The following is a 14,734-nucleotide window of genomic DNA, read 5'->3' as shown; positions in this document are numbered from 1 at the left end:
TTGCCGGAAAGAACATCTCCCCGGCAACTTCTCTCCACCCCACAAGAGATTTGTTGTTCTTGTGGGGTGGGCGTCTCGCCCGCCCTATTTTTACTTTATTTATGTCTATCTACTTAGAAGAATTATTATTGCAAAGATTGGATTCTTCTCTAGCAGCCAATCATCCTGAGAATCCAATAGAATAGCAGAACAAATATGAATTTAACTCCAGCCAAGCTGTGAGGTGTTTAAATTATCTGTTTTGGCAGGGTTTACAGAAAAGGCTAGAATTCCCTTTGGGGTTAGAGAGTGAAGCATAGAAGGATTGACCTGCTTCCCCAAAGTAAACAAAAATACAAATCATAACGCTTCTTAAAAAATTGCTACCAAGATCAACTAGCTCATGTAAAATACTAAACCAAACGCAGAGATTGCAATCAGCATAGGGACTACACTACTGAATTCAAATTGTCTTGTCTTGCAAGTTTTTACCAAATACATGGGAATAACTAAGGGCCACAAAATAGTTGCGATCGCAAACATCACCCAAGATAAAAAATTCTCTTCTGGAGAAGAAACTGGATGGCGGAGAGAAAATCTTAACCAATTGATACAAAAATAGCAGGTCATCAGCAGGTAACTAATAACCAAAGCCGATTGAATCTTGTTCACTGTAGGTACTCCTTAAGTTATCTGAGATTCAGCAAAATGACCTGTATAAATTGATTGCAGAATTGATTGCAGAGTGTAAATCAATTTATTTTAGATGTAAAAAACAATACTGTACTGTCATATTGGTTACTTCATCTCCTAATATTAATTTATTTGTAGATATAAATGTTAATAGAATTGCGAAGATAGAGAAATCAGTACTTATACCGAATTTATCCCGAGCGGGATCAGACTGGAGATTATACCAAACTATTTATAACTAGGTTGTTTGACTGTAGACTAGTTTTAAAACAAATTTTCAAATTTAACAGTGTACTACAAGTTTATTTCTATCCCAATTTATAGTAGGGGCGAAGCATTTGGAAAGATTTATTTCTGTCAAACCCAATAATTTTTACCTTAATGCTTCGCCCCTAGTTTATATTTCTCGCACTACAGGCTGACCATTTTTAACTTCACCAATTAACACTACATCGGCACAATTGACGAAAATGCCATTTTCGAGGACGCCGGGTATGTTATTCAGCGTTTTTTCGAGGTTAACTGGATCATCAATAGAGTCAAATTTAACATCTATGACCATATTGCCTTGGTCGGTGATTACAGGCCCTGCTTTTTTAACTCCCATCCGTAGCTCTGGCTTACCACCAAGTTTCTCAACTGCCCGCATCACAGGGGTAACAGCCATTGGTATCACTTCCACTGGCACAGGGAAAACCGAGCCGAGTCGGTCAACTAATTTGCCACCATCCACAACAACGATAAACCGATCTGCCAGGTAATCTACTACTTTTTCACGAGTATGTGCTGCACCCCCACCTTTAATCAAATTCTTCTGCGGATCGACTTCATCTGCTCCATCAATGGCAATATCGATGTGGTCAATAGCATCTAAGGTGGTTAGTGGTATGCCATACTGCTTTGCTAAAACATCTGCTTGAAAAGAGGTAGTAACACCAACGATATCTTTAAGTTCGCCAGACTTGAGGCGTTCTCCTATATATTGAATCGCATACGCTGTTGTTGATCCTGTACCTAACCCGACAATGGAACCCGATTTTACAAGAGCGGCGGCGGCTTTGCCGACTTCTTGCTTCATCAATTTCACGGGGTCTGTTACTGCGGTCATTCCCAAAGCTCCTGAAAAACTGACTATAGTCCATAGTAGGGGAGAGTGGGAGATCGGGGGAGAGGGAGAGAGGGGGAGATGGGGAGATAGGGAGACTTATATCTTGCACCTCCTACTAATACACAAATAGGAACGTAAATAAAGTGACTCCCAAAACGAAAACATATTCAATTATTAAAAGTAATTTATATAACTATGATAAAAACATATATTCAGTAATTTTCCGAAGAAAGGGCGATCGCAGTCGAGCTTAGATCGCAAGTTAGTGAATACAGTCAACGCGATCGCTGTTTTAAATCACATCAGGGTTCACTCTATAAACCTGAGCAAATCTCGATTAATTGAGAATAAACCATGCAGCCATGAGGATTTGATTAGTAGTGGCGATCGCTTGCGAATACACCTCATAGTGCCTACTACGAACATCAGAATCACAATTTATATGCAAAGCTCGCATCAACCCTGAATTGATTACACTTATTAATTACAGTGGCGACAAAGCGTGAAAGCAGCGAGTAGAGCCTATGAAATTACCAAACGGCCCGCAAACTCCACAATTGGTACAAATTCTCCAGTGGATTTTAAATCCTATGACGTATATGGAAGACTGTGCTAGACGCTATGGGGACATCTTTACATTGCAGCTGACAAGTCCTATGGTTTTTGTGAGTAACCCCCAAGCACTACAGCAGATACTAACTAGAGACGCTAAAGAGTTTGAAGCTCCCGGAGAACCGCTTTTTTTACCAACATTAGGTGAGCATTCTGTAATTACTGTCAGTGGTGAAGTGCATCGGCGTCAACGCCAGTTGTTGATGCCTCCTTTTCATGGTGACAGAATGCGAGCCTACGCACAAGTAATTAACAAGGTTACAGAAGAAATCATTAGCCAATGGCAAATCGGTAAACCCTTTTGCGTGCGATCTGCCATGCAGGCTATTACTATGCGGATAATCATGCAAGCTGTGTTTGGGCTATATGATAGTCCTCGTGCCCAAGCACTGGAAGATATTTTGAAAATAATGCTGGATAGGGGCGGAAGTTCTCCCTTGAGGGCGCTAATGCTTTATTTCCCAGCATTGCAAAGGGATTTAGGCTCGCTAACTCCTTGGGGAACTTTTCTGCGCCGCCGAGAGCAAGCTTATAAACTTTTGTACGAAGAAATTCAGGAACGTCGAGAGCAAGCAGACTCATCTCGCACAGATATTCTTAGCTTATTAATCGCAGCACGGGATGAAGCAGGTCAGCCTATGACCGATGCAGAGTTAAGTGATGAATTGATGACCTTGTTGGTAGCTGGTCATGAAACCACAGCAACAGCCTTGACTTGGGCATTATATTGGATTCACAAATTGCCAGCAGTACGCGAAAAGCTACTGCAAGAACTTGATTCCCTTGGCGATCGCCCTGACTCCAACAGTGTTTTGAAATTACCCTATCTGAATGCCGTTTGTTACGAAACCTTGCGAATTTACCCTGTAGCAATGCTCACTTTTGCCCGCGTAGTAAAACAACCCCTATCCCTATGTGGTTATGATCTTGAACCAGGTACACAGGTAATGGGATCTATTTATCTCACACACCAACGCGAAGATTTATACCCTGAGCCTAAGCAATTTAAACCAGAGCGCTTTTTAGAAAGGCAATTTTCACCCTATGAATTTTTGCCATTTGGGGGTGGTGCAAAACGCTGTATTGGTGACGCCTTTGCTCAATTTGAAATGAAATTGGTACTAGCAACCATTCTCTCGCGCTTGGAATTGGCACTGGTGGATAACTCAGATGTGCAACCTAGACGGCGTGGTTTGGTAACAGGGCCAAATCGCTCCATCCAAATGGTTGTGAAAGATCGGCATCAGGTTCAGTCTCGAACTCTAGAGACTATTTCTGGTTGAATTTTGGCGTTGCTGAATCGAGGTATGAATTTTGTAGAAGCAATTCATGAATTGCTTCTACAGTAGTAGATTGTAAATCTGATGTTAACAGTTTCATACTTTCAATCAGCAACGCCTGAATTTTGATAGCTTCGGTATAGGCGGTTGTACAACCGCCTTTCAACTATATTAAAGATATGTAGTGGGTTTCCACGCTTATCGCGAGGTTTTATATGAAACTCCCTGATGGCCCGCGTACACCAGCCTTCGTACAACTAATTCAGGTGCTCTTTCGCCCTTTAGAATTCTTAGAAGAGAATGCAAAGCGCTATGGAGACTGCTTTACATCTCGAATAACTGGCTTTCCCCCATTAATAGTTGTTAGCCACCCACAAGCACTTCAGCAAATCATGACTGCTGACTCCAAACTATTTGAGTCTGGGCCAGCTAACAAAATTTTCCATTTTATAGTAGGAGATGACTCGCTGTTATTATTAGATGGCGATCGCCACCAACGCAAGCGACGTCTGTTAACTCCTCCCTTTCATGGCGAGAGAATGCGAACCTATGGCAAGCTAATTTGTGACATCACCGAGAAAGTCACCGATAACTGGACTATTGGTAAATCTTTCATCGCCCGTTCCGTCCTGCAAGAAATTTCGCTGCGAGTCATCCTTCGTGCTGTTTTTGGCGTTGATGAGGGAGAACGTTTCGAGGAATTGCGACAACTATTCAGTCAGATGCTGGATAATTTTGACTCACCTGTCAAGTCTGGTTTCCTGTTTCTGAAGACGCTGCAAAAAGATTTAGGCCCTTGGAGTCCTTGGGGAAGCTTTGTCCGTCAACGAGAGCGAATTGACGAACTTATTTATGCTGAAATTCAGGAACGTCGTCAGCAATCCGATACTTCTGGTGAAGATATCTTAAGTTTAATGATGTCGGCTTGTGATGAAGCAGGACGGTCAATGACAGATCGAGAATTACGCGATGAATTGATTACATTACTGTTGGCAGGTCATGAAACCACCGCTTCTGCTTTAGCATGGGCATTATATTGGATTCACAACCTACCAACAGTCCGCGAGAAACTGCTGAAGGAATTGGAAAACATCAGCGACGATACAGATCCCAGTGAAATTGCTCGGCTACCTTATCTCACAGCAGTTTGCCAAGAGACATTGCGTATATATCCTATTGGTTTATTTACTTTCAGTCGTATTTTGAAAGTACCATTTCAACTGATGGGCTACGACTTTGAGCCAGGTACGTATTTATCTCCTTGTATTTATTTGACCCACCAGCGCGAGGATATATACCCAGAACCGAAGCAGTTTAAGCCAGAGCGTTTTTTGGAACGCCAATTTTCACCTTATGAATATATGCCCTTTGGGGGCGGCAACCGTCGCTGTCTGGGTATGGCATTTGCCCAGTTTGAAATGAAACTTGTACTGGCAACTATTTTGACACGCTGGCAACTGGATCTAGCCGATCGTCGTCCGGTACGTGCTGTGCGTCGTGGTCTTGCTACCACACCAGGTGGTGGTGTGTCAATGGTAGTGACAGGAAAAAAGGTGAAAGCCCCCAATCTAGTAAGCTGTTAGGTTTTGAATTTACCCATTTGGGGAGAGTGGGAGAGGGGGAGATGGGGAGAATAACCACTAACTACTAACCACTAACTACTAACTAATGACCAATGACCAATAACTATTGACTACGCACAGGAGTCAATTAAATCCGGAGTTTCGTTGATGTACATGGTATTTATGTGCTGCCATCACAATGGCTAAGAATCCCCAAAGAATCATGCCGGAGACTCCTAGCATGCCGCTACCAATGGGTAGAGTCACAACACAAGCAATACCAATGGCGCGTGCAGCAGCCATAAAAGGATCGATGCCAAGCTCAGAATACTGAAATACTTGAAACAACAACAAAATTAATCCACCTAAGTAAAAGACAGCACCAAACCAACCTAGTGTGAAAAACGTATCTAAAATGCCGCTATCAATCACAATAGGTTCTAGTACACCCTTTTCGTTAACAATAAATGTATTGCCGATGCCGTTACCTAAATAGTTTGTTAGGGCTTTGTTGACTCCTCTTTCATAAATCCCTTGCCTGGCTTGGGCGCTGCTATCTTCATCGAGATTAGAAAAAGTTTCTAGTCGAGTGGCAATCACCTCAGAGAATGGCTCTACAGTAGCCAGGGGGATGACACAGATTGCCATGACTAAAATAGTGACAATCAGACGCATTTGGATATGTGGTTTGAGTGAAGAGAGTAGGGTGAGTATACCTACCAACCATGCTCCCCACATGGTTCTTACTAGTGTTAGTAGTAATGCTAAATAGCCAGCTGCTGATGCAGGGATACGTAAAACATCTTTGCTATTAAATAACAACAGTAAACCTGTCATGATCGTTGTGGCAAAAGGCCCAGATGATGCCATCGTACTCCAGATCCGCATTCCTAAAGGTTCGGGTCTGCCAAAGCTTTGGAGTTTTGTGCTGATCAACCAAAATCTATCCCATTCAGGTGCAACTAAGTATTGTATGACTCCATAAACTCCCGTTACTAATACCCCCCAAAGAAATACTCGCGTAATATTTTGGCGATGCTGAGGATAGTCACGCCATTTTATAAATACGTAAAAAGCGAAGCTAATAGGAGTTAACCAATCGAAAAGACCCCTAACAGCGGTAACAGGTGATGTTTTGATGAATCCGATCAGGGAACCGTACAACACACCCGAAAGAGCCAAGATAAAGGGCAAACCACCTTGACGATATGACCGAGGCAGTTCTTTCAAGACGGTGTGCATAGTGATGAGTGTGACTAAATACTGCGATACCAGTATGAAGCGACTCTGATCGAAGGTACTACGATAATCAATTAAACGAGAAATCAAAGGGGTGAGAAACCACATCCACCAAAGAAAACCCATGTAAAGTACGGGATATCGCAGATACAAAAAAACACCCACAGCGAAAGAAATCACTACGTATGCCGGGCGAAATATGGAACCAGCACCCGCAGCAATAGACGCTGCGGAAAAAACCACTAGCGCCAGAATTGCCAGCCAACCCAGAAGCGGCGGATTTTGTTGGTTAACGTTTGTTGCGGAAGAACTATTGATATTTACGTGCCTGTAAATCACTGAGCATCACCATCCAGAGACTATTTACTAGTTATCTCTTTTTTTGAGGCTTCCCGCAGACATTGCTGCCAAGTTTGCAAACCCAGCCAGCGACCCCGGAGGGATGTCAGCCATTTTCTTACAGCCAATTTTCCTTCCTTGGGCAAGAATCGCAAACACTGCACGAAACCTAAAGATTCTTGCGTACCCACCAGTATAGCCCATGCCATAAACACTGCACGACGTTCAGGCGGTAAGTGTTCCAGCAAAACTAAGGTTTCATTGTGTACGGCGTTCACAAGAGCGACCTCATTTAATCTGTCTCGCTTATCCTCGTCAAAACGTTGTGCTGGATAGTGATCCACTGCGATCGCCGGATCGAAAACAAGCTTCCAGCCATTGCGCTTCAATGCCAAGCATAAGGCCATCTCGAAGTTCACCTGCGCTCCTGTACCCAGCATCCGCTCATCAAAGCGAAGTTGGGCGATCGCGATCGCGCTCCGGCGGAAACTCATATTTACACCCTTAAGTATGTCTACCTCACGGGCTGTTCCTACACCTCTGTGATGGTTGCCAATTACACGCCCAAACCACTGAAGTTGACCGACTAATTCAGTATCGCCATGATCTAACAATTTACCTTGCCAGTACACCCAGTCTCGTCCACCCACACCACCTAAGTGGTCATCTGAGAGATAATATGTTTCGATCCGTTCTAGCCAATCAGGATGAGGTGCAGCATCATCATCGGTGACTGTGATGATATCGCCTTTGGCAGCATCTAAAGCTGCATTGAGAGCTGCAACTACTCCTGAAAGCGTGACAGTGACAGTACGGATTGGCAAGGGATGAAAGTTTGATTCTTTGAATAATGCCCAAGTGTCGTTATCGATGTCTCGCACTGTCACCAGCACTTCATCTGCTGGGCGAGTTTGTTGTTTGAGTGCTTCTAAACAACGAGTTAAGTCTTTAGGGCGACGATAGGTGGGAATGATGGCAGTGATGGTCATCATGGTTGTATGCAAATTAATTGGGTCTAAAACCCCGTCATTTTAGGACGGTTTTCATCATCGGTTTGGTGGTAAAATAATAACAACAGGAAGGGTAACTAACCTGTCTAAAAACCCGATTGCTACCTAACAAGTAGACGCTGCACCTTGACAACTAAATCTATGGGGTTCTACTTCGTAGTTCTAGTACTCAGCTTGGAAGTAGGTAAAAGATTTACAGCTACTAGACGCAAGCGCATTAAATTCAAACAAATTTTGCAGTAATGCAACTACCGAGGGGCACTCGGAAAGTTAAAGCTTGAGGAGAGAACCACCTCTGGGCTAGGCAACGCAAGGAACCTAGTCTAAGTGGACTCGTTGAACCAAGAATCTCCTTGCCTTCAGGCAGGAGAGTGTCAAGTTGGTTCTGCTGTTTTAACTGTGGAACCAGTCTTGAGTTTACTTAACCAACTCTTGACCATACCTTTTAACTTTAATTCTGTGTGTAGCTGCCACTCAAAGAATGGAGCTAGACCCAAAGACAATAAAAATATACGCAGTCGCAATGCAGTTGAATCACCTAATTGTTTCAATAATCCCACAAGTTCATCGCGTTCTTGTTGATTGTAGATAGGTAAAAAGCAGTAAGCCGAATGTATAATCGCAAACTTTTGGCGCTGTTTCTTCAGCACTTTTGTATCCCAACTCCGCCGCTGAAAGGCAGGCTGCAAGCTTTCTTCAAAAATACGAATGTATCCTTTCAATTGCAGATTTTTTCGTTTGGGGCGTGGTGTATTTATGTCTGTCCAGACGCGATAGCAAGCTAATATTTCGTTGCTATAAACATTACCATAGCCAGCATCTGCTATTCTGACTGCCAAATCGTAATCTTCTACAAATTCTGGGCGGTTTTCGTAATACTTTAATTCTCTTAATGCCTTGCTTCTAAACATACAAATGTTTGCCGCTACGCGATAGCCAGACACAGAAGCTCGCAATGCATCTTCAGCATTCTGAAACTCTTCGATTCTGGCGATGCGCCGCACAGAGCGATTTTCTCCACGCTCGTCTATTTCGTGAACAGCATTATGAGCATAACCAGCTTCTGGATATTTTTGCAGTAGTGGGACTAAAGTCTCTACATAATTTGGCAACAACACATCATCTGAGTCTAAGCGCACAATAAATTCTGTTTGTGGCTGGCTCAAAAGCCAAGTATTGTTACCTGCGATACCAAGGTTTTTGGGTTGCCGATAGTAATGCACCTGCGAAAACTGCTGACAGAGCTTTGCCATCACTTCTGGTGTCTCATCAGTACTGGCATCGTCAGCAACCCATACTTCTATGTTGGGATAGGTTTGATTGCAAGCACTAGTTACCGATTGAACTAAGTAACGCGCTTGATTGTAGGTGGGAATGCAAATGGCTACTAAGGGAAACTCTGACACAGATAATTAACTCCTTTTCAAGGGATTGGGGATTGGGAATTGGGGATTGGGAATTGGGAATTGGATCTTTTCTATGCTCGATACCCGATGCCCTATGCCCATTGCCCCATGCCCATTGCCTCTTGTTTTCTTGTGCTACGCATTTTTATCCAGACAAGCGACCATGCGATTGACGTTTTCCATACCAAACAAACCGTTATGTGCTAACTCAAAAGCGCGATCGCTGAGTTTATATTCACAAATCCGTGCGATCGCTTCAGTTAGAGCGGCTACACTCAAAGCCTCTGTGGTAATTCCTAATCTGTGGGTATTAACAATTTCTGCGAGGCTGCTGTCAGTTGGGGTATGTGCGAGGATAGGTCTTTGCACTTGTATATAGGTAGTAACTTTTGTTGGTAAGCTGGTCTGACGAAAAATCGCAAATGCGTTGTCAAAAGGATACATTGCATACATGAAATGACACTGAGCTAATTTGGCGATCGCTTCATTTTCAGTCAGTTGGGGTATATCTACAATTAGCTCAGAAAAATCTGTGGGTAAAAACCTACGGTCTGCACCAATGACAATAAACTGAACTGATAATTTTTGCTGTTTACCATAGTTCTCTAAAGCCTGGCAAAACAAGCGAAATTCATCAGCAGAATAAATCGAACCGATATGTCCAACAACTAATGTATTTTGTTCGCTTGGTTTTGATTCCAGCTGAGGTAAATTCGGCAAATAACGATGCACAACAACAGAGTCAACGCCCAATATTTTCTGATAATAGCGACGCATGCTTTCGCTAACTACATCCACTGAATTAACGGCGTGCATCGCTTCTGCAAACACCTTTTTCGCTTGTTTTGATAGCCATCGATAGCGGCGAGTTCTGCCAAACCACCCACCAACTAAATCGTCGTGAATCGTCAAATGTACGGGAATACTTGTTCTGCGAGCAAGTTCCTTAGCAATTAAAATCCCGTCACTATGTCCAATCACCCAGTAAGCATCGGCTTTGAGAGAAAGAATTTTGTTGATTGTGCTAATTAGTTGGGGAGTTTTGATTCCGTGCCAAAGTAATCCACTATTAACAGTATCTTTGACTAATTTTCCTCCCATTAACCCTTCTCCAAGTCGTTTGGCTTCTGGGAAATCTACTTCTTTTTCAGTAAAATAAATCCATTCAACATCAATACCTTTTTCTTTTAAGGCCGGAATCAAGCTCCTTAAAATTACCGAACCACCGCCTATATTTGGCAAAAAAGTTGTGATGAGTAAAACTTTTTTCATAAGAAGTTCTAACAAAATATATAGAGATTCAATATTGTTGCCACCAACACTAGGCAAGTAGAAGGCGGAAGTTAAAAGGCAGAAATCTCACATCAAAAGCCTTCTGACTTGTAAAGTAATACCAATAAAAAAGAATGCAACACATAGATAAGACTCTTTCCTATGCTTCTTTGTGCCTTCGTGTCTTGGTGTTTCAAAAATAAATTTTTTCACCACAAAGACACTAAGACACCAAGGAAACTCATTTCTTAAACTGTTTGACGTTTTAACCAGCCTAGATGAATCTCGCTGAAGATATCATCCAGACTTTTAGTTAGATCCCAATTTGGGTAGTGAGCTTTCATTTTAGTTAAATCGCTGATGTAGCAGATATGGTCGCCTTCGCGATTTTTATCGACGTATTCCCACACCATTTTTTTGCCAGAAACTGTTTCAGCTAAAGAAAAAGCTTCTAGAATAGAACAACTATTACCCCGACCTCCACCTAGGTTATAAACCTCTGCAACTCTGGGATTTTCGATGAAGGCTTCAATAAATCTAGCTACATCCAATGAGTGGATGTTGTCCCTGACTTGCTTACCTTTGTAACCGTAAACGAAATACTTTTTGCCTTCTAAATTGCACTTGATTAGGTAGCTCAAAAATCCATGCAATTCTACACCAGAGTGATTTGGGCCAGTCAGGCAACCCCCACGCAAGCAACAGCTTCTGATGCCAAAATATCGCCCGTATTCTTGCACCATAATATCTGCTGCAACCTTGGAAGCTCCAAACAGAGAGTGTTTGGATTGATCGATGCGGAAGTTTTCAGCTATACCGTTATAGTCTGATTCGCGTGCGTATTCCCAACGCGTTTCCAACTCTTTTAGTGGTAACTCGTTGGGAGCATCTCCATACACTTTGTTTGTTGACATGTGTACGAAGATGGTTTCAGGAGTATAGCGTCGTGTCGCCTCCAGCAAATTCATCGTACCAACAGCATTGGTATCGAAATCATCAAAGGGTATTTGTGCAGCCCGGTCGTGGGATGGTTGGGCGGCGGTATGTACAATTGCTGTTGGTTTTAATTCTTCAATTAGTTTGAGTACGCCAGCGCGATCGCGGATGTCTAGTTCATGATGCTTAAAGTTACTCAATTCATCTTCTAATCGTTTTTGATTCCAACGAGTATCGCCGCTTGGCCCGAAAAAGGCAGCCCGACTATTATTGTCAACGCCATGAACCATCCAGCCCTGGGCTGAAAAATAGGTACAAACCTCTGAACCAATTAGACCTGATGAACCTGTGACTAAAAGAGACTTGGAATTCATAACTATAGTTTCCTAAATTTGTTTAGTTGAACAGTTGAAAATAAAACTAATTTTGCTTGGTTTCCTCACTTTCAGGCTTTTACCCCGCCAAGACACTCGCTGCTATGGATTCACGTACAAAGGCATCCATATTATCATGGTCTAGGGTATGAGCGGGGATGTATTGGAATTCTTGTTGCTGTATAGTTTTAATTAAACCTGGATAATCTACTACTTCTGGGTGAAACTCTGCAATTATTGCCTTCACTCTCTTTAGCCACGAGAGATTGCCTGATAGTAGCTGCTGCTCACCGCCTTCTATATCCAGCTTCACCAAGTCCACTTCTTGATCGTGAGGCAGTTCGGCAAGCAGCGTTGCCATAGATATAATTTTCACCTGCTCCCCTGTTGTGACCTGTTCTCCATTCACAGCCACTCTTCCCATATTGGAATCTTGGGATGACTCAAAAGTGACTACCCCATCAGTTGGCCCGATCGCTGCTTCTATGACAGTGGCATTAATTTTATTGTTGATAAGATTTTTACGTACTAGCTGAGCGTTACTCGGATTTGGCTCTATGGCGATAATCTTGTCACATCCATATTGTTGGTGTAGCCACAGACTTGTCAAACCAATGTTTGCACCAAGGTCAACTACTAAACCGGGCTTGAGGGAGAATGGCAAGCGGTATGCATCGTCAAGCCACACTTCACGTATACTTTGGATATCTCCGCGATTAAGACGATATGTGAGGACAAGACCATTCGAGCAGCGGATGGTGCGCTCTTGATTGTGAGATTTGAGATCGATAACTTTTAGTATCCTGTAGAGAACGAAGTCAGACACTAGACGCAGACGCGAACTGAAATCGCCTGCTAACGACCATGCTTGTCGTACTTCATGCAATGTTTGTCTGACGGTTTTCCAAAGAGAAAGTAACGAGTTCATAAGGATAAACTTCTTCGCAAGGTGTTGTAGAATTATCGAGTCTAAGTAAATTTACACACTTTTTTTCAACTGTTCAAACAAATCTACATAGCTTTTAGCCATCCGATCCCAGCTATGTTGTTCTGCGATCGCGCGGGCGGCTTTTCCCATCTGGCTTCGCAAGTTGCGATCGCTTGCTAGCAACAGCAGCGCCTGCGCTAAAGCCTCGGTGTCATCTGGATCTGGTAAAACTATCCCAGCTTCCGGTGTTATCAGTTCAGCCGCGCCAGTTGTACTAGCCGTAATCACAGGTAGACCACAAGCCATCGCTTCAATTACTACTAAGCCAAAAGGCTCATAACGTGAAGGAAAGACTAAGAAATCTACTACTTTCATTAATTCCGGGACATCATGCCGAAGTCCCAAAAAATGTACGCGATCGCTCAATCCCAGCGATGCCGATAGTTGTAGATATGGGCTGCCTTCCGTAATTCCCGCAACTGCTAGGTGTAACTGAGGGACTTTCACTAAGGCATGTAATACCGTATCCAAATTTTTGCGAGGGATTCTGATATCTCCTGCAAACAGTGCGAGGGGTACTTCTTGTGGAAGCCCCCACTTTTGGCGATCGCTGATACCTGGTGAAAACTCCTGCAAGTCAACGCCATTTACAATCACTTGCAAGCTTTCGGGTGGTACACCGATTTCGATCAAATCCTTAGCTACTTTATCTGAGACAGCTACAACAACTTGCGCCTGATGAAAAGCTTTTTTTTCCCAACGTGCGTTTGCGTCTGTATACAGCCACTGGTAAAAATCATATAAAACTCCGCGTGGATTCAGTACAGTCCAATCTGAATCAGGTGTAGCCCCTTTCGCGGAAAACTTCAGCCAAGAGCTATGGACAAAATGCACTGCATTCACATCTGCCGGGGCCATTGTAATAGCACCATTGGCTTTGACTAGATCAATCTCAGACCGATGTTGGCGCAACCAATTTGCAGTTCGCCAAGAAAAAATCATGTTACGGACAAATTCCGTAGGCCAGCCTTTTACCGGAATGCAAACCCATCTAACTTGGCTACTTTCTTGTAATTCCGAAGCTACCTGACTTGCTAATAAGGTAACGTGGTAGCCACGACGAATCGCTTCCTTTGTTACCTCATAATTTACCCGTCCCTGACCATTACCTTTCACAACACTGTGGGTAACAATGCAAACCTTCACAATTTAATATCCTGTATTTAAAGATCACTTTTACTACTATGAAACTCACCTCTCTGATACAAATGTGATGCTAAATTCTTATATCTATGCAGATTATGAAATTAGCATCATCGAAAAAAACTAACTTTGAATTAAGCTACTTACCTTCTGGGAAATACTCCAAAGACAAATAAGATGAGACTAGGCGCAAGGTTTGAATTGTCTTAAGAATGCCTTGCATACCTGCTGCTTTTAAACTGTGAGCAGTTGTGTGCAGTGAGGCTATTACTAAGTAAACCCAAGCCTTTAGCACTTTTTGCTCGGTGGATAAATATCGCTTGAAAGTGACGTAAATTCGTGAAGCTTCGTGATACGGTTTATAAAAGTCACGATTAATATCCGAACCAAAGTGATGGTTTACAGCCTCTGAGCAAAGCTTGATTTTAAATCCTTGCTTCAGTGCTCTAGTTGTAAAATCTACTTCATCACAACCGTAGACTAATTTTTCATCAAACAACACTTTTTGGAAAACACCAGCGGGGAAAACTGTGCTAATAATTACCACAGTTTCCATTTCTTCATTTTCCTGATAAGGAATTTTCTGAAAACCTAGAAAGTCTTGTTTGCCAGGAAAAATTACATGACCATCATCTGTCTGAGTTCCAGTCACAATGATTTTATCGATTTCATCCCCTGATTCTTTGACGTAATTTTCTAAATAGGCAAAAACTGTCTCCAAAAAAGTTTCGCCTAAAACAGCATCATCGTCGAGAAAGAGTACATGAGAACCAGTTACAGCCTTTAAAGCATT

13 protein-coding genes are annotated in these 14,734 nt (G+C 42.7%); 3 read left to right on the top strand and 10 right to left on the bottom strand.

Annotated elements, in window-relative coordinates; all coding sequences use genetic code 11:
• A partial coding sequence (locus tag HXY43_RS26145) for a hypothetical protein (protein ID WP_290889974.1) occupies nucleotides 1-185 on the top strand: 185 nt, incomplete at its 5' end.
• 190 nt (nucleotides 186-375) lie between these two features.
• Here the strand turns inward: HXY43_RS26145 and HXY43_RS26140 are convergent.
• Nucleotides 376-651 carry a hypothetical protein gene (locus HXY43_RS26140; RefSeq protein ID WP_026731760.1) on the bottom strand — a complete coding sequence of 92 codons (276 nt, stop codon included), beginning with the start codon at nucleotides 649-651 and terminating at the stop codon, nucleotides 376-378.
• A 418-nt stretch (nucleotides 652-1,069) separates the two neighbouring features.
• Complete coding sequence (rpiA, locus tag HXY43_RS26135; protein ID WP_026734058.1) at nucleotides 1,070-1,780, bottom strand: ribose-5-phosphate isomerase RpiA; 711 nt, start codon at nucleotides 1,778-1,780, stop codon at nucleotides 1,070-1,072.
• Between the two features lie 524 nt (nucleotides 1,781-2,304).
• Between rpiA and HXY43_RS26130 the strand changes: the two genes are divergently transcribed.
• Nucleotides 2,305-3,675, top strand: coding sequence for a cytochrome P450 (locus HXY43_RS26130; RefSeq protein WP_290889969.1), 1,371 nt, complete (start codon nucleotides 2,305-2,307; stop codon nucleotides 3,673-3,675).
• Between the two features lie 212 nt (nucleotides 3,676-3,887).
• Nucleotides 3,888-5,255 carry a cytochrome P450 gene (locus HXY43_RS26125; RefSeq protein ID WP_290889966.1) on the top strand — a complete coding sequence of 456 codons (1,368 nt, stop codon included), beginning with the start codon at nucleotides 3,888-3,890 and terminating at the stop codon, nucleotides 5,253-5,255.
• A 123-nt stretch (nucleotides 5,256-5,378) separates the two neighbouring features.
• On the opposite strand, the gene HXY43_RS26120 is transcribed toward HXY43_RS26125, so the two are convergent.
• From HXY43_RS26120 to HXY43_RS26085, 8 genes are all read right to left on the bottom strand, one after another.
• A complete protein-coding gene (locus HXY43_RS26120) occupies nucleotides 5,379-6,812 on the bottom strand; it encodes an O-antigen ligase domain-containing protein (protein ID WP_290889963.1) in 1,434 nt (477 codons plus the stop codon).
• A gap of 20 nt (nucleotides 6,813-6,832) precedes the next feature.
• Nucleotides 6,833-7,804, bottom strand: coding sequence for a glycosyltransferase family 2 protein (locus HXY43_RS26115; protein ID WP_290889960.1), 972 nt, complete (start codon nucleotides 7,802-7,804; stop codon nucleotides 6,833-6,835).
• A gap of 392 nt (nucleotides 7,805-8,196) precedes the next feature.
• Complete coding sequence (locus HXY43_RS26110) at nucleotides 8,197-9,228, bottom strand: glycosyltransferase family 2 protein (protein ID WP_290889958.1); 1,032 nt, start codon at nucleotides 9,226-9,228, stop codon at nucleotides 8,197-8,199.
• A gap of 135 nt (nucleotides 9,229-9,363) precedes the next feature.
• The gene (locus tag HXY43_RS26105; protein ID WP_290889954.1) at nucleotides 9,364-10,500 is read right to left on the bottom strand and encodes a glycosyltransferase; all 1,137 of its coding nucleotides are present in this window, start codon (nucleotides 10,498-10,500) and stop codon (nucleotides 9,364-9,366) included.
• 248 nt (nucleotides 10,501-10,748) lie between these two features.
• A complete protein-coding gene (locus HXY43_RS26100; protein ID WP_290889951.1) occupies nucleotides 10,749-11,810 on the bottom strand; it encodes an NAD-dependent epimerase/dehydratase family protein in 1,062 nt (353 codons plus the stop codon).
• A 79-nt stretch (nucleotides 11,811-11,889) separates the two neighbouring features.
• On the bottom strand, nucleotides 11,890-12,738 hold the full coding sequence (locus HXY43_RS26095; protein WP_290889948.1) for an FkbM family methyltransferase: 849 nt from the start codon (nucleotides 12,736-12,738) through the stop codon (nucleotides 11,890-11,892).
• Between the two features lie 51 nt (nucleotides 12,739-12,789).
• On the bottom strand, nucleotides 12,790-13,944 hold the full coding sequence (locus HXY43_RS26090; protein WP_290889945.1) for a glycosyltransferase family 4 protein: 1,155 nt from the start codon (nucleotides 13,942-13,944) through the stop codon (nucleotides 12,790-12,792).
• 136 nt (nucleotides 13,945-14,080) lie between these two features.
• The coding region (locus HXY43_RS26085; protein ID WP_290889942.1) for a hypothetical protein at nucleotides 14,081-14,734 on the bottom strand (654 nt) is incomplete at its 5' end.

Origin of the sequence: Fischerella sp., assembly GCF_013388695.1 — a bacterium.
Classification (GTDB): domain Bacteria; phylum Cyanobacteriota; class Cyanobacteriia; order Cyanobacteriales; family Nostocaceae; genus PCC9605.
Note: the sequence above shows the minus strand (reverse complement) of the source record. Positions and strands in the feature narration are given on the sequence as shown.